General features: G+C 72.3%; 19 protein-coding genes. 9 read left to right on the forward strand and 10 right to left on the reverse strand.

The window, feature by feature from the left end; translation table 11 throughout:
* Positions 1-62 precede the first annotated feature (62 nt).
* The 6 genes from GA0115233_RS36060 to GA0115233_RS36085 form a co-directional block, all read right to left on the reverse strand.
* Entirely contained in the window at positions 63-674 is a 612-nt protein-coding gene (locus GA0115233_RS36060; RefSeq protein ID WP_093724554.1) for a hypothetical protein, read from the reverse strand.
* 136 nt (positions 675-810) lie between these two features.
* Positions 811-2,052 (reverse strand): MFS transporter, encoded by a 1,242-nt coding sequence (locus GA0115233_RS36065; RefSeq protein ID WP_093724555.1) that lies wholly within the window; start codon positions 2,050-2,052, stop codon positions 811-813.
* Positions 2,053-2,076: 24 nt separating this feature from the next.
* On the reverse strand, positions 2,077-3,504 hold the full coding sequence (locus GA0115233_RS36070; protein ID WP_308313533.1) for a CitMHS family transporter: 1,428 nt from the start codon (positions 3,502-3,504) through the stop codon (positions 2,077-2,079).
* A 98-nt stretch (positions 3,505-3,602) separates the two neighbouring features.
* A complete protein-coding gene (locus GA0115233_RS36075) occupies positions 3,603-5,834 on the reverse strand; it encodes a molybdopterin oxidoreductase family protein (RefSeq protein ID WP_093724557.1) in 2,232 nt (743 codons plus the stop codon).
* A 98-nt stretch (positions 5,835-5,932) separates the two neighbouring features.
* The gene (locus GA0115233_RS36080) at positions 5,933-6,550 is read right to left on the reverse strand and encodes a TetR/AcrR family transcriptional regulator (protein ID WP_093724558.1); all 618 of its coding nucleotides are present in this window, start codon (positions 6,548-6,550) and stop codon (positions 5,933-5,935) included.
* On the reverse strand, positions 6,547-7,125 hold the full coding sequence (locus tag GA0115233_RS36085; RefSeq protein WP_093724559.1) for a hypothetical protein: 579 nt from the start codon (positions 7,123-7,125) through the stop codon (positions 6,547-6,549). The genes GA0115233_RS36080 and GA0115233_RS36085 overlap by 4 nt, the downstream gene beginning before the upstream one ends.
* 149 nt (positions 7,126-7,274) lie before the next feature.
* Here GA0115233_RS36085 and hmgA point away from each other — a divergent pair, with 149 nt between their 5' ends.
* The 3 genes from hmgA to GA0115233_RS36100 are packed head-to-tail and all read left to right on the forward strand — an operon-like array spanning position 7,275 to position 10,543.
* Positions 7,275-8,591, forward strand: coding sequence for a homogentisate 1,2-dioxygenase (hmgA, locus tag GA0115233_RS36090; protein ID WP_093724560.1), 1,317 nt, complete (start codon positions 7,275-7,277; stop codon positions 8,589-8,591).
* A 27-nt stretch (positions 8,592-8,618) separates the two neighbouring features.
* Complete coding sequence (locus GA0115233_RS36095) at positions 8,619-9,368, forward strand: GntR family transcriptional regulator (RefSeq protein ID WP_093724561.1); 750 nt, start codon at positions 8,619-8,621, stop codon at positions 9,366-9,368.
* A 26-nt stretch (positions 9,369-9,394) separates the two neighbouring features.
* Positions 9,395-10,543 carry a type ISP restriction/modification enzyme gene (locus GA0115233_RS36100; RefSeq protein ID WP_176712058.1) on the forward strand — a complete coding sequence of 383 codons (1,149 nt, stop codon included), beginning with the start codon at positions 9,395-9,397 and terminating at the stop codon, positions 10,541-10,543.
* Positions 10,544-10,553: 10 nt separating this feature from the next.
* Here the strand turns inward: GA0115233_RS36100 and GA0115233_RS36105 are convergent, their stop codons facing one another.
* Positions 10,554-11,270, reverse strand: coding sequence for a TetR/AcrR family transcriptional regulator (locus GA0115233_RS36105; protein WP_093724562.1), 717 nt, complete (start codon positions 11,268-11,270; stop codon positions 10,554-10,556).
* 63 nt (positions 11,271-11,333) lie between these two features.
* Between GA0115233_RS36105 and GA0115233_RS36110 the strand changes: the two genes are divergently transcribed.
* The 3 genes from GA0115233_RS36110 to GA0115233_RS36120 all read left to right on the forward strand — a co-directional run bounded on the left by GA0115233_RS36110 (position 11,334) and on the right by GA0115233_RS36120 (position 14,448).
* The gene (locus GA0115233_RS36110; protein WP_093724563.1) at positions 11,334-12,290 is read left to right on the forward strand and encodes an ATP-binding cassette domain-containing protein; all 957 of its coding nucleotides are present in this window, start codon (positions 11,334-11,336) and stop codon (positions 12,288-12,290) included.
* The gene (locus GA0115233_RS36115; protein ID WP_093724564.1) at positions 12,287-13,063 is read left to right on the forward strand and encodes an ABC transporter permease; all 777 of its coding nucleotides are present in this window, start codon (positions 12,287-12,289) and stop codon (positions 13,061-13,063) included. Before GA0115233_RS36110 ends, GA0115233_RS36115 begins: the two co-directional genes overlap by 4 nt.
* A 182-nt stretch (positions 13,064-13,245) precedes the next feature.
* A complete protein-coding gene (locus GA0115233_RS36120) occupies positions 13,246-14,448 on the forward strand; it encodes a CaiB/BaiF CoA transferase family protein (RefSeq protein WP_176712059.1) in 1,203 nt (400 codons plus the stop codon).
* Positions 14,449-14,479: 31 nt separating this feature from the next.
* Here the strand turns inward: GA0115233_RS36120 and GA0115233_RS36125 are convergent, their stop codons facing one another.
* The 3 genes from GA0115233_RS36125 to GA0115233_RS36135 form a co-directional block, all read right to left on the reverse strand.
* Complete coding sequence (locus GA0115233_RS36125; RefSeq protein WP_093724565.1) at positions 14,480-14,752, reverse strand: hypothetical protein; 273 nt, start codon at positions 14,750-14,752, stop codon at positions 14,480-14,482.
* Between the two features lie 126 nt (positions 14,753-14,878).
* On the reverse strand, positions 14,879-15,667 hold the full coding sequence (locus GA0115233_RS36130; protein WP_093724566.1) for an anti-sigma factor: 789 nt from the start codon (positions 15,665-15,667) through the stop codon (positions 14,879-14,881).
* Positions 15,664-16,206, reverse strand: a complete 543-nt coding sequence (locus GA0115233_RS36135) for a sigma-70 family RNA polymerase sigma factor (RefSeq protein ID WP_093724567.1) — start codon at positions 16,204-16,206, stop codon at positions 15,664-15,666. Before GA0115233_RS36135 ends, GA0115233_RS36130 begins: the two co-directional genes overlap by 4 nt.
* 209 nt (positions 16,207-16,415) lie before the next feature.
* On the opposite strand from GA0115233_RS36135, the gene GA0115233_RS36140 reads away from it, so the two are divergent.
* The 3 genes from GA0115233_RS36140 to GA0115233_RS41525 all read left to right on the forward strand — a co-directional run.
* Entirely contained in the window at positions 16,416-17,954 is a 1,539-nt protein-coding gene (locus GA0115233_RS36140) for a DUF4331 domain-containing protein (protein WP_093724568.1), read from the forward strand.
* 88 nt (positions 17,955-18,042) lie between these two features.
* Positions 18,043-19,341 carry a tetratricopeptide repeat protein gene (locus GA0115233_RS36145; protein ID WP_093724569.1) on the forward strand — a complete coding sequence of 433 codons (1,299 nt, stop codon included), beginning with the start codon at positions 18,043-18,045 and terminating at the stop codon, positions 19,339-19,341.
* A partial coding sequence (locus GA0115233_RS41525) for a hypothetical protein (protein WP_218063613.1) occupies positions 19,338-19,551 on the forward strand: 214 nt, incomplete at its 3' end. The genes GA0115233_RS36145 and GA0115233_RS41525, both read left to right, overlap by 4 nt.

Here is a 19,551-nt window from a genome sequence, read left to right on the forward strand (position 1 = left end):
GGTGCGGGGCCGGGCGGCGTGCCCGGCCCCTGGGCGAACCGGCTGCGTTCGCGGCGGACCGCTCACGCGCCATGCGACCGCCGACGGAGCCGGAACCACACCACACCGGTCACCGCGGCGAGGCCCACCGCGGCGGCACCGGCGACGGGGCCGAAGGCGTCGTCGCGCGCGATCCCGCCACCGCCGGCCGGCGGACCGCCGTTCGGGCCGGGGGGCGCCGTGGGCTTGGAGATCGGGCAGTCGACCTTGAAGACCTTGTGCTTGCCCGCGCCGTGGCCGAGGTTGGTCGTCCAGGTCAGCTTGTACTGCCCGTCGGGCAGGGCGAGCGGGATGGTCTGCGCGGTGCCGTCCTGCTCGATGGTGACGGTGTTGTCGGGGTGGGTCGCGTTGGGCAGTTGGGCGCCGCCCGAGACCTCCGGCTGAGTCCGGATGGTCCAGGTGACCCGTTCTTCGGGGTCGAAGTTGAACGCGGCGAGGTAGAAGTCGCAGACCTTCGGCTCGTTGCGCTGGTCGTCGAAGGGGGTGCCCACCTCGTGGATCTTGACGTCCCCGTTGTCACCACCCGGCTGGGCGAGAGCGGCGGGTGCCCCGGCGAGGGCCGTCCCGGCAAGGGTCAGAGCCGCCAGAGCGGCCGTGCGTGCCGCCGCGCGGCGGGGAAGGGAGCTGGTGGGCATGCAGATCCTCCGAGTCAGGATGATTGTCGTACAAATCGAGCTTCATCTGACTCTTTGTCACATACAGGCCGGGGAGGCGCCGCGCCGCGCCCTGCGGGGCGTCAACGATCGCTCTTACGGCTCACAGCCCTCCCCGTCAGCCACCGCCCCTACGACTCACGGCCGCCCGCGCCCCGCGCGGCGCCGCACCCTCCGCTCCCCCACGGCCCGGCCCCGCCGGAGTCCGCAGGGCCACCCCCGCGGAGGCCAGCAGCAGCGCGCCCAGCATCACGAACGGTGCCGCCACCCCCGCGACGCCCGCCACCAGGCCCGCCGTCGCCGGAGCGGCCACCTGGCCCAGACGGTTGCCCGTCAGACGCAGGGCCAGCGCCGTGGAGCGGGCGCCGTCGGGGGCCGCCTGCACCACCGTCGTCATGGAGAGCGGCTGGCCCACGCCCAGGCAGAAGCCCAGGACCGTGAGCATCGAGGCCAGCGCCCACACCGGGACCGGGAGGGCGACGCCCGCGCACAGTACGGCCGCCAGCAGACACGTCACCGTCAGCAGCGCCGTGCGGCCCATCAGACGCAGCAGCGGGGTCAGCACCAGTCGACAGGCGATCGTGGCCGCCGCCCGGAGGCTCAGGAGTACCCCGATCACCGCCGGTGAGATGCCCCGGTGTTCGCCGACCACCGGCAGGTAAGCGGTCAGCACGTCGGTCGCGGACAGGACCGAGAGGCTGATCAGCATCCCCGCCGGTACACCCCGGGCGCGCAGGATGCGGTGGACGGGGACCCGGCCGCCCTTCGCGGCACGGGACCCGGGTGCCGTACGGCGGTCCTCGATGCGCCACAGCGAGCCGCACGCGACAGCCGCCCCCGCGCCCGCCACCAGCAGCGCCAGCGCACTCGTGCCCGCCATGTCGTGGCCGCCGATCAGCGCGCCCGCCGCGACGGGGCCGACGAGCTGGCCCAGCGAGGCACCGATGGTGAAGTGGCCGAAGTTGCGGTCCTGTTCGTGCGGCGCCGACTGGCGGGCGACCAGCGACTGCGCGCCGATGACGAAGCAGAGGTGGCCGAGGCCCATCACCCCGCTCCACAGGGCCATGGCCCACAGGGAGTCCGCGAGGCCGCTCAGCGCGCAGCCGCCGGAGATCAGCAGCACTCCGACCGGCAGCAGGGGTGCGCAGCGGCCGTGGTCGGTACGGCGGCCCAGGGGCACCGCCGCGAACAGGGGCAGCAGCGCGTACACGCCCGCGATGACACCGACCGCCCGCTCGTCCGCGCCCAGCGCGAGCGCCCGGTAGGAGACGGCGGGCCGGGCCATCGACACCGCCCCCTGCGCGAAGCTGAAGGCGATGACGAGGCGGAGCAGCCAGCCGCGGTTCCCACCGGGCGCCATGAGCGGATTCCTCCGTAGGACGGGTCAGATGGTGCCGAACAGGATGCCCGCGCCGAGGATCACCAGGCAGGTGGCCGCGGCCCACTTCACCACGAACCGGGTGTGGTCGCCGAACTCCACCCTGGCCATGCCGACCAGGACGTAGACGGCCGGGACGAGCGGGCTCGACATGTGCAGCGGCTGGCCGACCAGCGAGGCGCGGGCCATCTCCAGCGGCGAGATGCCGTGCGCGGCGCCGGCCTCGGCGAGGACCGGCAGGACGCCGAAGTAGAAGCCGTCGTTGGACATGAAGTAGGTGAGCGGCAGGCTCAGCAGACCGGTGACCAGGGTCATGTGCGGGCCCATGCCCTCGGGGATGACGTCCACCATCCACGTGGCCATGCTGTCGACCATGCCGGTGCCCTGGAGGACGCCGGTGAAGACGGCGGCGGCGAAGACCATGCCGGAGACGTTCAGGACGTTGTCGGCGTGGGCGGCGAGCCGGGCCTTCTGGTCGGGGATGCGCGGGAAGTTGACGCTGAGGGCGAGCGCGGCGCCGAGCAGGAACAGCACCGGGATCGGCAGCCACTCCATGATCATGGCGGTGAGGAGGGAGACCGTGAGCAGCGCGTTGAACCAGTACAGCTTGGGCCGCAGGGTGTCGCGCTCGGGGTCCAGGCCGCGGAAGTCGTCCTCCACGTCCTCGGCGCCGGTGCCGGCGCTCACGGTGCTCTTCTCGGAGCCGGAGCCGGAGCCGGAGCCACCCGCCCCGACCAGCACTGTCTCCGCCTCCTGCGGCTCCAGCGCCTCCTTGAGCGTGAGCACCCCGAGCCGCCGCCGCTCGCGCAGGCCGAGCACGTAGGACAGGACGAGGACGAACAGCAGGCCGACCAGGAGCGCCGGGATCATCGGGACGAAGATGTCGCTGGCGTCGACCTTCAGGGCGGTCGCGGCACGCGCGGTGGGGCCGCCCCAGGGCAGCGTGTTCATCACGCCGTTGGCCATGGCGGCGACGCCGGTCATCACGACCAGGCTCATCTTCAGGCGCTTGTACAGCGGGTACATCGCCGAGACGGTGATCATGAAGGTGGTGGAGCCGTCGCCGTCGAGGGAGACGATCGCCGCGAGGACGGCCGTACCGACGACGATCCGCATCGGGTCGGCCTTGGCGAACCTCAGGATCCCGCGCACGATCGGGTCGAAGAGGCCGACGTCGATCATCACACCGAAGTAGACGATCGCGAACATGAGCATCGCCGCGGTGGGGGCGAGGCCGGTGACGCCGTCGATGACGTAGTCACCGAGGTGGGCGCCCTTTCCGACGAAGACGCAGAACAATGCCGGGATCAGCACGAGCGCCGCGATCGGTGACATCTTCTTCATCATGATCAGGACCAGGAAGGTCGCGATCATGGCGAAGCCGAGGATGGTCAGCATGAGTGGATACCTAACGTTCGCCCTTGAACATCCCACCAGGGCCGGCGGTGCGATGACGTTAGGTCTCCACAGAGGGCGTCAGCAAGACGTTGACGTCCGAGCAATATGGGCAAAACCCCAGGTCAGAGCTTTGCTCAGGTCAGCGCGGTGAGCTGGACGGGCACACCGTTGAGCACCGCGTTGCCGGACAGCGGGTCGAGCAGGCTGCCGTCGAGGAGCTGGTTGACGTTGGCGCCGGGGTCCTTGCGGGCGTGGTTCATCCGGGTCCCCGGCCGGTCGTGGCCCCAGCCGTGCGGCAGGCTGACCACGCCGGGGCGCACGGCGTCGGTGACCTCGGCGGGCGCGGTGATCTCGCCTCCGGCCCCCTTGAGCCGTACGGCCGCCCCGTCCCGGACGCCGAGCCGTGCCGCGTCCTCGGGGTGGATGTGCACGGTGCAGCGGTTCGAACCGCCGGTGAGGGCGGGCACGTTGTGCATCCAGCTGTTGTTGGAGCGCAGATGGCGGCGGCCGACGAGGACCAGCCCGTCGGGGCGCCGGCGCAGGGCCTCGCGCAGGCGTGGCAGGTCGTCGGCGATCGGCCCGGGCAGCAGCTCGACCTTTCCGCTGCGGGTCTTCAGCGGCTGCGGCAGCCGGGGCCTGAGCGGCCCGAGGTCGATGCCGTGCGGGTGCGCGCGCAGCTTCTCCAGGGTCAGCCCGTCGGGGCGTACGCCGAAGCCGTCGCCGTAGGGGCCGAGGCGGAGCATCATGTCGAGCCGTCGCTCGGGGCCGGTGGCGCCGGTGAGCTGCCCGGCGAGTTCGCGCGGGTCGCGGCCGTGGACCGGGGAGTGGGGTTCCTTGACGGCCTTGCCGAGGGTCTGGTCGATGACCATCCCGTCGACGGCGTCCGGTTCGGCGCCGTGCATACCGCTCACCGCGAGGACGAGCCGGGCCATGATCTCCGTCTCGGCCATGCGGCCGGGCTCCAGGGGGACGGCGGCGGGGCTGTAGCGGACCTGGTTGCGGATGGCGAGGGTGTTGAAGGCGAAGTCGTGGTGCGGGCTCCGGGAGGGCGGCGGCGGGGGCAGCACCACGTGGGCGTGGCGGGAGGTCTCGTTGAGGTACGGGTCGACGCTGACCATGAAGTCCAGTCCGGCCAGCGCCTTGTCGAGCCGGTCGCCGTCGGGGGCGGAGAGGACGGGGTTGGCGGCGACAGTGATGACCGCCCGCACCGGCTCGCCCTCCTCGGTGACGGTGTCGATCTCCTCGGCGAGCGCGGAGAGCGGCAACTCCCCCTTGGCCTCGGGGTGATGGCTCACCCGTGAGGTCCAGCGGCCGAGCTGGAAGCCGCGCCCGGGGCCGGCGGGCCGGGGCGTCCTGTCGGTGGCGGCCTGGGGGAAGAGGGCGCCGCCGGGCCGGTCGAGGTTGCCGGTGAGGATGTTGAGCACGTCCACCAGCCAGCTGGCCAGGGTGCCGTGGGCGACGGTGCAGGTGCCGATACGGCCGTAGACGACGCCGGTCGGGGCGGCGGCGAGTTCCCGGGCGAGGGTACGGACGAGTCCGGCGTCGACGTCGCAGGCCCCGGAGACGGACTCGGGCGTGAAGTCCGCCAGTGCGCCCCGGAGTTCCTCGACGCCCAGCAGATGGGGGGCCAGCTCCCCCGTGTCGACCAGCCCTTCCTCGAACAGCACGGTGACCATGGCGGCCAGCAGCAGCGCGTCGGTGTCGGGGCGGACGGCGACGTGCCGGTCGGCGAGCTTGGCGGTGCGGGTGCGGCGGGGGTCGATGACGGTGAGGGTGCCGCCGCGGGCCTTGAGCGCCTTGAGGCGGCCGGGGAAGTCGGGGGCGGTGCACAGACTGCCGTTGGACTCAAGGGGGTTGGCGCCGATGAGCAGCAGATGGTCCGTACGGTCCAGATCGGGCACCGGGATGGCGTTGGCGTCGCCGTACAGCAGGCCGCTCGACACATGCTTGGGCATCTGGTCGACGGTGGAGGCGCTGAACAGGCTGCGCGTGCCGAGCGCGCCGATCAGGACGGGCGGGTAGAGGGCACCGGCCACGGTGTGGACGTTGGGGTTGCCGAGGACGATGCCCACGGTGTTCGGACCGTACCGCTCGACGAGGGGCCGGATTCCGGCGGCGACGGCGTCGAAGGCCTCCTCCCAGGTGGCCTCGCGCAGTTCGTCGTCCCTGCGCACGAGCGGCCCGGTGAGGCGGTCCGGATCCCCGTCGACGGCCCCGAAGGAGGCCCCCTTGGGGCAGATGAACCCGGCGCTGAACACATCGTCGCGGTCACCCCGGGCACCGGTGACCCGGGATCCCTCGATGGTGAGGGTCAGCCCGCAGGTGGCCTCGCACAGGGGGCAGATACGCAGGGCGGTGCGGGACACGGGTCCTCCCGGGGCAGCGGTGCCTGTCACACGGGCGAGCATACCGACCGGTAGGGATGGAGGGGAGGGGTCGTCGGCGACCGGTCCCGGCGAACCGTTCAGTCCAGTACCCGCGCCAGATAGGCCCGCAGCAGCACGCGGGCCTCCTCGATGATCGCCTCGTCGCCCTCCGGGGAGACCCGGAAGGCCAGGTGGACGAGGGTGTCGGCGGTCTCCACGGCGACCAGGAAGACCCGCCGCATGTCCTCGTCGGGGGTGCGGTCGAGATAGCCGGAGAGCAGGTCGGTGAGACGGTCGGCGACGCGGTGGTTGGGTTCCGACCGGCGGCTGCCGATGGGTATCTGGTTGCCGAAGTCGACCAGGGAGAAGCCGGGCGCGGTCCGCTTCATCAGGATGTACTCGTCCAGCACGGCGTCCATGGCGGTCCGCCAGTCCCGGCCGCCGCCGTCACGCAGGCGTTCGGCGACCCGCTCGGCGTACCGGTCGAGGTTGCGCTGGGCCAGGGCGTCGGCCATCTGGCGCTTGTTGCCGAAGAAGCGGTAGACCGACCCGATCGGCACACCGGCCCGCTCGGCGACGGCGCGGGTGCTCAGGGCGTCGTAGCCGACCTCGTCGAGGAGGTCGGCGCAGGCGTCGAGGATGCGGGTCAGCCGTTCGGCACTGCGCCGCTGGACGGGCGCACGTCGGAGCGAGGTCGCGTGGGGCACGGGCATCATGATGCCTTTCCGGCGCGGTCCGGTGAACCTTGCCCTCCACTACGTACTCGGGTGGCCCCTGCACTCATCGAAGGGTCGGTCTCGGACGCCGTGAGGTCGGCCGTGCTCTCGATCGGCTCGCCGTCCGTGGCCCACACCGTGCCGTCGTCGGCGTAGAGCCGGGCGGTGAGCTGGTGCGTGCCGCGCGGGACCAGCTCGGCGGGGAGCCGGTAGGCGGGGCCGCGCAGCTTGGCGACCAGCTTGCCGTCGAGGTAGAGGTGGGCCAGGCCCTGCCCGGCGACCGGTGACTCCTTGGTACCGGCGGGCGAGAAGCGGAAGCCGCGGACGGTCAGCCGGACGTCCCAGCTGTCGTCGTCGTTCGGCTCGACCTCGACGCCGACCTCGGGCGCCTGGTCCGCGTCCACCTCGCGATAGAGCCTGCCCTGCTCGTCGGAGTCGTCGAGCAGCTCGCCGACCGTCGAGGCCGAACGGCCCTTTCTCTCACCCTCTGTGCCACTGGTGCCGCAGCCCGCGGATCCGGTCACCAGCAGGACACAGACCGCGAGCGCGGCAAGTGGTCCCCGCGTCCACGACATGTCTTGGAGCGTAGAACAAGGGTCCGACACTCGAATCCCCCTGGAGTCGGGTTCGAGTCGTCCCCAGTGATGACAACGGCCTCCCTCTTGCGCCTGATCATCCGCAATCCTACGGTGATGCATAGGATTCCGACGCCAAGGGAGCGAAGATGACTGGGGACGCGCGGAAGACCGCGGAGGGGCTGTCGTACCTCCTCGGGTTCGGCAACGAGCACACCTCCGAGGCGGTGCCCGGCGCCCTTCCGGTGGGCCGCAACTCCCCGCAGCGCGCGCCCCTCGGGCTGTACGCGGAGCAGTTGAGCGGTGCGGCGTTCACCGAGCCGCGCGCGAACAACCGCCGTTCGTGGCTGTACCGGATCCGCCCCTCGGCGGCGCACCCGGCGTTCACCCGCGTCGACAACGGCGCGATCCGTACGGCGCCCTTCACCGAGACCGTGCCCGACCCGAACCGGCTGCGCTGGAACCCGCTGCCCGACCCCGCCCCCGGCACCGACTTCCTGGCCGGCCTGTGGACGCTCGGCGGCAACGGCGACGCCACCCAGCGCAGCGGCATCGCCGTGCACCTGTACCACGCCAATACCTCCATGGACCGGGTCTTCAGCGACGCCGACGGGGAGCTGCTGATCGTGCCGGAGCGCGGCGGGCTGCTGCTGCGCACCGAGTTCGGACTGCTGCACGCCGAGCCGGGGCATGTGGCGCTGATCCCGCGCGGGGTGCGGTTCCGGGTGGAGCTGCTGGACGCGACGGCCCGCGGCTACGTCTGCGAGAACTACGGCACCCCCTTCCAGCTCCCCGACCTCGGCCCGATCGGCGCCAACGGCCTTGCCAACGCGCGGGACTTCAAGGCGCCCGTCGCCGCGTACGAGGACGTCGAGGGGCCGGTGGAGGTGGTCAACAAGTTCTGCGGCAACCTCTGGCGGGCTCAGTACGGCCACTCCCCGCTCGACGTGGTCGCCTGGCACGGCAACCATGTGCCGTACGTGTACGACCTGCGCCGTTTCAACGTCATGGGGACCATCTCCTACGACCACCCGGACCCGTCGATCTTCACGGTGCTCACCTCCCCCTCCGACACCCCGGGCCTGGCCGGGGTCGACTTCGTGGTGTTCGCGCCGCGCTGGCTGGTCGGCGAGGACACCTTCCGGCCGCCGTACTTCCACCGGAACGTGATGAGCGAGTACATGGGCCTGATCGAGGGCGCCTACGACGCCAAGGCGGAAGGGTTCGTGCCGGGTGGGGGGTCGCTGCACAACATGATGTCGGCGCACGGCCCGGACCGGGAGACCTTCGACCGGGCGAGCGCCGCCGAGCTGAAGCCGCAGAAGCTCGACGACGGGCTGGCGTTCATGTTCGAGACGCGCTGGCCGGTGGCGCTGACCGCGCAGGCGGCGGGGGCGGACCACCTGCAGCAGCGCTACGACGACGTGTGGCGGGGCCTCGAACGGCACTTCCGCCCCTTGCACTGATCAACTCCTGCCGGTACGGATGGCCCCGTGACCTCCTTCGCCCCGGACTCCATCGTCCTCAACCGCAAGCTGCCGCTGTGGTACCAGGTCTCGCAGTCGCTGCGGGCCTCGATACTCGGCCGCCGGCCCCAGGACCCGCTGCGCCTGCCCACCGAGGAGCAGCTGGCCGGGCACTACGGCGTGAGCGTGCTGACCATGCGGCAGGCGCTGAAGGAACTGGAGGACGAGGGGCTGATCACCCGCCACCGGCGCCGGGGCACGTTCATCGAACCGCATGTGCAGCGCGGGGCGCCGGTACGGCTGCTGGGGTCGGTGGACGCGATCGTGGCACAGCAGTCGGGCATGGCGGCCCGGCTGCTGGAGCACGGCAGGGGCCCGGTGCCGGGGGAGCTGTCGGAGTACTTCCCGGACCTGGAGGAGGTGGCCACCTACCACCGTCTGCGCGGTGACGAGAAGACCGGCGAGCCGACGAACCACGCCCGCAACTACGTCCGCCCCGAGCTGGCCGAGCGCGTCGACCCGGCCGACCTCGCACGCTGGCCGATGACGAAGGTGCTGCGCGATGTGGTGGGCGCGGACATCAGCCGCATCACGGACACGGTGGAGGCGCGCCTGGCCGACCCGGAGACGGCCCGGCTGCTGGAAGTGCCGCTGCTGAGCCCGATCCTGCACTACACGGGCGTGACCTACGACTCGCAGGGCCGCGTGCTGGACGTGGCCGTCATCCACTACCGGGGCGACCGCTTCTCCTTCACGGTGACCTTGGAGGCTACCTAGCCGATGGGTCCGGCGCAGGACGTACCATGCCCCCCGTGACGCGCGACGACGCCCCGCCGCTGGCGGATCTCATGCCGTGGTCCGTCGCACCGCTTCGGCTGGGCCGGGGGTGGCCGACGGGCCCCGACTCGGGCTGCCTGAAGGCCCGCTGGGACGCCTTCGTCAAGGCGGAGGGCCCGGACCGGGAGGCCCTGCTGGAGCCGAGCCGCTCGCGCACGCTGCACTCGGCGGTGGGTCAACTCCCGGGCGGCAGCGGCGGCACCGAGAAGCTGGCGCGCGCCTCGGGGCCGTGCCCGGAGCCGGTGCGGGTGCTGCACGCCCCCTTCGACGAGCAGTGGCTGATCCCCGACAACCGGCTGATCGACGCGGCCCGCCCCGAGCTGTGGCGGGTGGCGGACGAACACCAGACGTTCCTGGTCGAGACACCGGGCGGAGTGCTCGCCACCGGGCTGCTTCCGCTGCTGCGTCCGGGGCGGGTACGGCCGCTGTTCCGGCGCCCCGGCGGGGCGGAACCCAATGTGGCGCCCGGGCTGTTGGAGCATCTCGGGGAGCGGCTCGGCACGGCGCCGACGGCCGGTGACTTCCTCGCCTGGACGCTCGCGACGGCCCGTCCCGAGCTGACCGTGCCGCTCACCGCGGACCCCGGACTCTGGTCCCGGGGCGTGGAGTTGGGCCGCCGGCTGCTGTGGCTGATGCGCCGGGACGGGGAGCGGCCCAAACTGCCCGGCGGACGCCGCCCGTACGTCCGGGCCCCGCTCCCCCGCCGTCCGCTCACCCTCGTCTACGACGCCGAGGAGGAGACCCTGCACCTGGACGAGGGCCGTATCTCCCCGGTGCCGCCGGAGGCCTGGGGGTACGAGGTGAACGGCGTCCGGGTCCTGGAGCAGTGGTTCGCCGCGCGCACCGAGGAGACGGCACCGCCGGGGACCCTCGCGGCCGTCCGTCCGCAGAGCTGGCCGCAGACCTGGACCTCCGAACTCCTGGAACTGATCACGGTGTTGGCGCTGCTGGCCGAAGTCCGCCCGCAGCAGGAGGAGTTGACGCTCACGGACCCTGTCACGGCGGCGGAGCTGCGCGCGGCGGGCGTGCTTCCGGTGCCGGAGTCGGCGCGCCGTCCGGCGTCGGTGCTGGACTTCCCCGAAGAGGGGCCCGAGGGGCAGTTCACCCTCATCTGACCCCCGCCGTTCACTTGGGTGCGAAGCTGTCGAGCAGGCGCCGCAGCATCCGGTCGAAGGTCGCATCCGCGTCCCCCTCGGGCGCCACCCCCTCAGCGAACAGCGCGGCCAGATGCGGGTAGGCACCCGTCGCCACCTGCCCCGCCAGGTACGCCCCGCGCACGGCCTGCTCCCGCTCCGCCGACCACGGCGCCGAACGGCCCCGCTCGGCCACCGCCTGCTCATTGGCGACGAACGTCATCACCGAGCCGTTGACCATGCCGAACAGCTCCAGCTTGGTGCCCGGCGGTACGTCGAGGCCCTCCAGCGCGGCCAGGCACCAGTCCAGACAGCGCAGGGCGTTCGGGCTGATGCCGTGGACGCTGGACATGATCCGCACCACCCACGGGTGCCGCCGCATGATGGCGCGCGCCTGGTGGGCCAGGTACGTCATGTCGGCGCGCCAGTCGCCGCTCGGCGGGCGGGACAGGTCGTACTCCCCGCTGACGTGGTCGACCATCAGCTCGTACAGGTCGACCTTGCGCGGCACGTAGTTGTACAGCGACATCGTGCCGCAGCCGATCTCGGCCGCGACCCGCCGCATGGACACCGCGTCCATGCCGTCCGCGTCGGCGATGCGGACCGCCGCCGCAGCGATGTCGGCACGGCTGTAGGCGGGCCTGGGGCCACGCCCGGTCCGCTCGGGGCGTGCCCAGATCACCTGGGGTTCGTCGGACCGGCCCGCCATGGATCATCACCTCGCCCCCCATCCTAGTTACGTACAGCGTACGTAGTGCGCTATGGTCGCCGCATGACTACTACGTACGCTGTACTTAGTGAAGGTCTGGAGAAGCGCTTCGGCGAGGTGCGTGCCGTGCGCGGACTGGACTTGGCCGTGGCCGAGGGCACGGTCTGCGGGCTCCTCGGTCCCAACGGCGCCGGGAAGACCACGGCGGTGCGGCTGCTGACCACGCTGTTGCGGCCGGACGGCGGTTCGGCCCGGGTCGCCGGGTACGACCTGGTGCGGGAACCGGCCCGGATACGGCGCCGGATCGGCGTCACCGGGCAGGACTCCTCGGTCGACGGCGATCTCACCGGGCGCCAGAACCTGTCGCTGTTCGCCCGGCTGCACCGGCTGCGCGACCCGGGCGGACGCGGCGCCGAGCTGCTGGAGCGGTTCGGGCTGACCGAGGCCGCGGACCGGCCGGTGTCGACGTACTCGGGCGGGATGCGGCGGCGGCTCGATCTGGCGGCGAGCCTGGTGCGGCGGCCGGAGATCCTGTTCCTCGACGAGCCGACGACGGGTCTCGACCCCGCGAGCCGCAATCAGATCTGGGACGCCGTGCGCGAGCTGACGGCCCAGGGCACGACCGTGCTGCTGACCACGCAGTATCTGGAGGAGGCCGATCAACTCGCCGACGACATCGCCCTGGTGGACCGGGGGCGGGTCGCGCACACCGGCGCCCCGCGCGAGCTGAAGGCGCTGATCGGCTCCGAGGCCGAGGTGGTGGTGGCCCACGCCGACGCCCTGCCCGGCGCGGCGGCCGTACTGGACCGGCTGACCGGGTCCGCGCCGGCCTTCGACCACGACCGGGCGGCGGTCCGCGCGGTCACCCGCGACACCACGCTCACCCTCCCCCGGCTGGTGCGCGAACTCGACGCCGCGGGAGTGCCGCTGCTGGACGCGAGCCTGCGCCCGCCGACCCTCAACGACGTCTTCCTCCGGCTCACCGCCGGCCCCCTCGACGACAAGGAGCACGCGGCATGAGCACGCTGGCCTACGACGGCACGGCCCTGCTGGGACGGCAGCTCCGGCGGATCCGGAACAACCCCGGGCTGCTGATCCTGACCCAGACCACACCGATCACCATGCTGCTGTTCTTCGGCTACGTCTTCGGCAGCGCGGTCGCCATGCCGGGTACGGAGTACCGCGCCTTCCTGGTCCCCGGCCTGCTGGCGGCCACGGCCTCCGGCGGCATCATGACCGGCATGTTCCAGGCCGCCCAGGACACCCACCGGGGCGTCACGGACCGACTGCGCACGCTCCCGGTGAGCCGGGCGGCGGTACCGCTCGGGCAGGCGGCGGCCGACCTGGTGGTCACGGCCGCGGGCCTGATCCCCTTCCTCCTGGTCGCCCTGGCCGTGGGCTGGCGCTTCGAGGGAACGGCCCTCGATGCCCTGGCCGCCCTGACCCTGCTCCTCCTCTTCCGCCTCGCCTGCACCTGGGTCGGCATCCTCCTGGGCCTGGCCAGCCGCAACGAGGAGGCGGCCGGCCAGCTCGGCAGCGTCACCTTCGTCCTCCCCCTGCTGTCCAGCGCGTACATCCCGACGGAGAACCTGACGGGCTGGCTCCGCGCCCTGGCGGAGTGGAACCCCATCAGCGCCCTGACCACGGCCCTGCGCGACCTCTCCGGCACCGCCCCCGTGCCCACGGACGCCGCCTGGCCGGTGACCCACCCCGTCGCGGGAACGCTTGTGTGGAGCGCGGTCTTGGTCGCCCTCACCGCCCCACTGGCCATACGGCGGTACACGAGGGGCTGACCGCGAGGCGCACGGCCGCGTGCGACGGGGCACCCCCACCACCGGTCGGCCGGCCGCCGGCCTCACGGGCTGATCGCCGATCGGGCGCGGAGCCCGACGATCCGCCCCGCACCGATCACCACCCGGCCGCACACCGGCACACATGGAGCTGACCCCGTGGCCAAGGCGGGGGCTTGCGAGGCATGATCATCCGCATGGAACCGCTGCCCCTCTCCGGAATCACCGTCGTCGCCGTGGAACAGGCCGTGGCCGCTCCGTTCGCCACTCGGCAGCTCGCCGATCTCGGCGCCCGGGTGATCAAGGTGGAGCGGGTGGACGGCGGGGACTTCGCCCGGGGGTACGACACCGCCGCCGCGGGGCTGGCCTCGCACTTCGTGTGGTGCAACCGGGGCAAGGAGTCCATCGCGCTGGACCTCAAGGACCCGCGGGGGCTGGAGGTCGTACGGCGGCTCGTCGCGGACGCCGATGTGTTCGTGCAGAACCTCGCGCACGGGGCGGCGGCGCGGCTGGGGCTGGACGCCGCCACTCTGTGCGCCGCGCATCCGCGGCTGATCGCGGTGGACATCTCCGGGTACGGATCGGGCGGGCCGTACGCGGACAAGCGGGCCTACGACATGCTCGTGCAGTGCGAGGCGGGTCTGGTGTCGGTGACCGGGACGCCGGAGCAGCCAGTGAAGGCGGGGATCCCGGCGGCGGACATCGCGGCGGCCATGTACGCCTTCTCGGGGGTGCTCGCGGCGCTGGTGCGCCGGGGCACGACCGGGCGGGGCGGGCCGGTGGAGGTGTCGATGCTGGAGTCCCTGGCCGAGTGGATGGGGCATCCGCTGCACCACACCATCCACGGCGGTACTCCCCCGGAGCGCACCGGGCTGGCGCACGCGGTGATCGCGCCCTACGACGCCTACCCGACGGGCGACGGCGGACGGGTGCTGCTGTCGGTGCAGAACGACCGGGAGTGGCGGCGGCTGGCCGAACAGGTGCTCAAGCGCCCGGAGTTGGGGACCGACCCGGAGTTCGCCACCAACGCCGCGCGGGTGGCCAACCGTCAGCGCACCGACGCGTACGTCGCCGAGGCGCTGGGCGCGCTCGGTACCGACGAGGCGCTGGCGCGGCTGGAGGGCGCCGGGATCGCCTGCGCACGGCTGCGGGACCTGTCCGAGGTGGCGGAGCATCCGCAGCTCGCGGCCCGGGAGCGGTGGCGGGAGGTGGGGACGCCGGTGGGGCCGTTGAAAGCGTTGCTGCCGCCCATCACCTTGCCGGGCGGGGAGTCGGCACGGATGGGAGACGTGCCCGCGCTCGGGGAGCACACCGGGACGCTGCTGCGAGCCGTGGGGATGGCGGACGACGAGATCGCAGCGCTGCGCCGGGACGGCGTGGTGGCCTGAGCGCGGGCCCCTGCGGGGTTGCCGGTGTCGGTCAGCGACGCCCGCCGAACAGCGAACGGCGCAGTCGGCGCAGCGGTGCGAACAGCGAGACCCGGCGGACCCGCGCACCCCTCCCGCTGCCGTCGTGCGCGGTGTCACGCGCGGTCAGCTCACGCATCAGCAACGTCGCCTCGGCCGTCTTCTGCTGCGGCACGGCGGGACCCGCCAGCACCGAGAGATGGCGGTCGAGGCGCGAACTGCTCGCGCTGCTCCCGCAGGTGATCGCAGGGACCCTCGCCCTGCTGCGCACTGTTATCTGTTCCATGTCACTCCCCACCCGTACGAGTCCACCCGGCCCGGGCAGGGTAACCCTATCGCCCCCTTGGGGCACTCGTGTATCGCGGTCACAGGATTCACCTTCCCCGTAAGGGTGTTGACGACCCGTCGCCGATTACTCTCCGAATCCGACCGATTTCAGGGCGAGTTGGACGATCGGCTGTGTCGTGGGCTGCGGCGAGCCACCGCCCGGCTCGACGGTTACGGCGAGTGACGTCGCGGAGGTGTCGAGACCGGATGCGACCAAGGGCGTGTCGCGCTCGAAGAGCCCGAGGGAGCGCGGTTGTGCGCCGGGGCGCATGAGCCACAGCTGATGCACGCGCCCCTGCGGCGGGTCGTCGTACCCGCCGAGCGTGACGACCGCACTCCCCTCCGATGCGGAGGCGATCACTCCGATACTTCGCCCCTCTTCGTCCCGTCCCGTGCTCGCACGCGCGTCCGGAGCGGCCAGAACGTGGGCGATCTCACGCGCCTGCGCCCGCTCCGCGTCCAACTGCTCGCGCGTGTCGTTCACCTGTACGGCGAACAGCGAGGCGACCACGAGCGCGGCGGCGGCCGTGGCGGTGGCGAACGGCGCGAACAGCGGCCGCCGCTCCCGCACCCGCGGCGGCGGCCCGGCCCCCCACACATGGGCCGGCAACTGCGGCTCCCGGGCGAGCCTCGCCCCTTCCTGCGGAGTGGTCCGTACGGCGGCCATGACCCGTTCGCGCAGCGCGGTCGGCGGCGGGGCGGAGGTGGACCAGGCCAGGCGGACCGCGTCCTCGGACAGGGTGCGCACCTCGGCGGCGCACCGCTCGCACTTGCGCAGGTGTCTTTCGAAGCGGTCCCGCTCGCCCTGCTCCAGGGCGTCGAGGGCGTAGGGGGCGGCGAGGGAGTGGAGATTCCCGCGGCGGAAGAGGCTCATGCGGCACCTCCCAGGCACTCGCGCAGCCGGGTCAGCCCGTCCCGCATCCGGGTCTTCACCGTGCCCAGCGGCAGCTTCAGCCGCTCGGCGACCTCACGGTAGGTGTAGCCGTCGTAGTAGGCGAGGGTGACGGACTGGCGCTGCAGGTTGGTGAGCCGGTCCAGGCAGCGGCGCACCCATTCGCGCTCCAGGCCGGCCTCGACCTCCTCGGACACCTGGTCGAAGGCGGGGTGGTGGGCCCGCCGCGCCTCGCGCTGCTCGCGCTCACCGGCCGCGCGGGCGCTGCGCACCCGGTCCACGGCCCGGCGGTGGGCGAGGGTGAGGATCCAGGACAGGGCGCTGCCCCGGCCGGGGTCGAACCGCGCCGCGGACCGCCACATCTCCAGCAGCACCTCTTGTGCCACCTCCTCCGACTGGGCGGGGTCCCGCACGACCCTGCGCACCAGTCCGAACACCGGCCCGGACACGATCCCGTACAACTCCTCGAATGCCTTGTGATCCCCACCAGCCACGAGCACCAGCAGCTCGTCCGCCTCCAACTCGTCTCCCCCTCCCGCGAGACCGCATCTGGGCCGTCCCGTCCCACGAGGTATTCGCAACACACCCACCTCCGGATGGGGTTACGGATCAGAGAGCCGAAAACGCGGGTCCGGGGGCCTTCGAAATGAGTTTTCAAGTTCGACCAATCCGCTTCCCGCCCCGCTCCGAATCCCGGTGCGTCAGGCAAGTTGAACCGAGGACGGACGGCATGACACCAAACTCCAGGAACGGCGTGGGACGCGCGGGCGTCGCGACCCTCATCTGTGGTGCGCTGGCCGCCGGGGGGCTCGCAGCCGCCGGCGTGACCGCGCTGGAACCGGGGGCGGCCGCCGCCTCCAGTCACCGGGAGGCCCCGCTGATCTCGGGGACCCCGCAGTACGACAACACGGACGTGTACGCGTTCGTCAGCCCGGACAAGCCGGACACGACGACGATCGTCGCCAACTGGATCCCCTTCGAGGAGCCGGCCGGCGGACCGAACTTCTTCACGTTCGCCGAGGACGCGCAGTACGACATCCACATCGACAACAACGGTGACGCGCAGGGCGAGCTGCTGTACCGCTTCACGTTCAAGACACATGTGAAGAACAAGAAGACGTTCCTGTACAACACCGGGCCCGTCGAGAGCCTCGACGACCCCGACCTGAACATCACGCAGACGTACGACGTCGACCTGCTGAAGCTGAAGGACCAGCAGCTGGTCTCACGGACGAAGATCGCCAACGACGTACCGGTGGCGCCGTCGAACGTCGGCAAGGCGTCCATGCCGGACTACGCCAAGCTGCGCAAGGAGGCCGTGCACCACCTGGCGGGCGGCGCCATGTCGTTCGCCGGTCAGGCCGACGACCCCTTCTTCCTCGATCTGCGGGTCTTCGACCTGCTGTACGGCGGAAACCTCAGCGAGGTCGGCAGCGACACCCTCAAGGGCTACAACGTCAACTCCATCGCCCTCCAGGTGCCCACGCACATGATCACGGAGTCGGCGGAGCAGCCGATCGTGGGCATCTGGTCCACGACCCAGCGCAAGAACGCGCAGGGGCACTTCACCCAGGTGTCGCGGCTGGGCATGCCGCTGGTCAACGAGGTCGTCAACCCGATCAAGGACAAGGACAAGTTCAACGCGAGCGCGCCCTGGAACGACGGGCAGTTCCTGAAGAACGTCACCAACCCCGAGCTGCCGAAGCTGATCGAGGGGATCTACAAGATCCCGGCACCGGCCGAGCCGCGCAACGACCTCGTCGATGTCTTCCTCAAGGGCGTGGAGGGGCTCAACCAGCCGCCGAACGTGCGTCCTTCGGAGCAGCTGCGGCTGAACACCTCGATCGAGCCGACCGCCAAGCCGAAGCGGCTGGGTGTGCTGGACGGTGACAACGCCGGGTTCCCGAACGGGCGCCGGCTCACTGACGACGTGATCGACGCGGCGCTCCAGGTGGTCGAGGGCGAACTGGTCGGCGCGAAGAACGACCTCGGGGACGCGGTCAACAAGAACGACAAGAAGTTCGAGAAGGCCTTCCCCTACGTCGCCCTGCCCACCGAGGGCTCCCGCGGTCCGCTGGCCAAGGGTGTGTCCGGCGGCAACGACGTGCGCAACCAGCTCGGCGACGCGCTCTCCCCGGCCGGTTCCTCCTCCGGGGGCTCGACCGACACGACGCTGATCGCGGCGTCCGCGGGCGCGGGTGCGCTGGGCGTCCTGCTGGTCGGGGCGGCGCTGCTGTGGTGGCGGCGGATGCGGGAGCGGGCGTACTAGGCGCTCGCCTCCCCCGGGTGCGGGGGCCGCTCCCCCGCACCCCCCTTCCGCTGACCCCGTTCCTTCGTAAGTGATCTAGGAGAGGGCCATGAATTCGCGCGCCCAACTCGGGTTGTGTGCCGTGCTGTTGGCTGTAGCGCTCACCGGCGGGGCCGTGGCCCTCGGGGGCGGGTCGGAGGCGCCCCCGCAGAGCACCTCGCCCGTGTCGGCGGCGGCCCTGCGGTCCGGCGACGTCAAGGCCCTCCAGGCCCATCTGCGCGCACAGCCGCGGGACTTCGGCGGCTGGGCGACCCTCGGGCTCGCGTACGTGGAGCAGGCCCGCACGACCGGCGACGCCTCCCGCTACCCGCACGCCGAGCGGGCGCTGAAGCGCTCGCTGAAGCTGCGGCCCGGCAACGACCAGGCGCTCGCCGGTCAGGCCGCCCTGGCCGCGGCCCGGCACGACTTCCTGGCCGCCCTCACGTACGCGGACCGCGCGCTGAAGGCCAATCCCTACAGCGAGCGGGCGCTGGCCAGCCGGATCGACGCCCTGGTCGAGCTGGGCCGGTACGACGACGCGGCCGAGGCCGCCGACCTCGCCGACGAACGGCGGCCGGGGATACCGGTGTTCACCCGGTACGCGTACGTCCACGAGCTGAGCGGCGACGTGAAGACCGCGCGGCGCGTGCTGAAGCAGGCCCTCGCCTCCGCCACGGCCGCCCCGGACGTGGCGTACGTGGCCACGCAGCTCGGCCAACTCGCCTGGAACCAGGGCGACTACGAGGAGGCGCTGCTGTACTTCGCCCGCGCGCTCGCCGCCGACGACACGTATCTGCCCGCGCTGGAGGGCCGTGCCCGGGCGCAGGCCGCCGACGGGGACCGGGAGGGCGCGGTGCGGGGGATGGAGGCGGTCGTGGCGAAGTCCCCGCTGCCCGGACCGCTGGTGGTACTGGGCGAGCTGTACGAGGCCCGGGGCGACCGGGAGCGGGCCGACGACCAGTACGCCCTCGTCGACGCCTGGACGGCGCTGGCGCGGGCCAACGGCGTCAACGCCGACCTCGACACCGCCCTCGCCGCGGCCGACCACGGCGACGCGAAGGCGGCGCTGCGGGCGGCCCGCGCCGAGTGGGACCGCCGCGAGACCGTCCACACCGCGGACGCCCTGGCCTGGGCCCTGCACGCCGACGGCCGCGACAAGGAGGCCCTGCGGTACACCCGCCGGGCCACCGCCACCGGCTACCGCAACGCCACGTTCCTCTACCACCGCGGCATGATCGAGTACACGGCGGGCGAGAAGGACGCCGCGCAGAAGCACCTGCGGCAAGCCCTGAGGCTCAACCCCGGGTTCTCCCCCCTGGGCGCCCGGGAGGCCCGCGCGGCGCTCAAGGACCTGGGAGCCGCCAAGTGACTCCGAGCCGCCCGATCGCCTCCGCCGCGGCGCCGATTCACCACCCCGAAGGCCCCTCCGCCCCACGGGACACCCGCCGCCGGCAGAACCCCGGAGGCCGGCACATACCCCTCCCGCGCCCGATCGCCTCCACCACGGCCCCGACTCACCGCCCCGAAAGCCCCACCGCCGACCGGACCACCCGGCAGGACGCCCGCCGCCCCGACCCCG

Origin of the sequence: Streptomyces sp. DI166 (assembly GCF_900091315.1) — a bacterium.
Classification (GTDB): domain Bacteria; phylum Actinomycetota; class Actinomycetes; order Streptomycetales; family Streptomycetaceae; genus Streptomyces; species Streptomyces fuscus.

Coding starts and splice junctions, on each gene's coding strand:
- GA0115233_RS36060 (WP_093724554.1), bottom strand. CDS start 674: ATGCCCACCAGCTCCCTTCCCCGCCGCGCGGCGGCACGCACGGCCGCT.
- GA0115233_RS36065 (WP_093724555.1), bottom strand. CDS start 2,052: ATGGCGCCCGGTGGGAACCGCGGCTGGCTGCTCCGCCTCGTCATCGCC.
- GA0115233_RS36080 (WP_093724558.1), bottom strand. CDS start 6,550: ATGATGCCCGTGCCCCACGCGACCTCGCTCCGACGTGCGCCCGTCCAG.
- GA0115233_RS36085 (WP_093724559.1), bottom strand. CDS start 7,125: ATGTCGTGGACGCGGGGACCACTTGCCGCGCTCGCGGTCTGTGTCCTG.
- hmgA (WP_093724560.1), top strand. CDS start 7,275: ATGACTGGGGACGCGCGGAAGACCGCGGAGGGGCTGTCGTACCTCCTC.
- GA0115233_RS36100 (WP_176712058.1), top strand. CDS start 9,395: ATGCCCCCCGTGACGCGCGACGACGCCCCGCCGCTGGCGGATCTCATG.
- GA0115233_RS36105 (WP_093724562.1), bottom strand. CDS start 11,270: ATGGCGGGCCGGTCCGACGAACCCCAGGTGATCTGGGCACGCCCCGAG.
- GA0115233_RS36110 (WP_093724563.1), top strand. CDS start 11,334: ATGACTACTACGTACGCTGTACTTAGTGAAGGTCTGGAGAAGCGCTTC.
- GA0115233_RS36115 (WP_093724564.1), top strand. CDS start 12,287: ATGAGCACGCTGGCCTACGACGGCACGGCCCTGCTGGGACGGCAGCTC.
- GA0115233_RS36120 (WP_176712059.1), top strand. CDS start 13,246: ATGATCATCCGCATGGAACCGCTGCCCCTCTCCGGAATCACCGTCGTC.
- GA0115233_RS36125 (WP_093724565.1), bottom strand. CDS start 14,752: ATGGAACAGATAACAGTGCGCAGCAGGGCGAGGGTCCCTGCGATCACC.
- GA0115233_RS36130 (WP_093724566.1), bottom strand. CDS start 15,667: ATGAGCCTCTTCCGCCGCGGGAATCTCCACTCCCTCGCCGCCCCCTAC.
- GA0115233_RS36140 (WP_093724568.1), top strand. CDS start 16,416: ATGACACCAAACTCCAGGAACGGCGTGGGACGCGCGGGCGTCGCGACC.
- GA0115233_RS36145 (WP_093724569.1), top strand. CDS start 18,043: ATGAATTCGCGCGCCCAACTCGGGTTGTGTGCCGTGCTGTTGGCTGTA.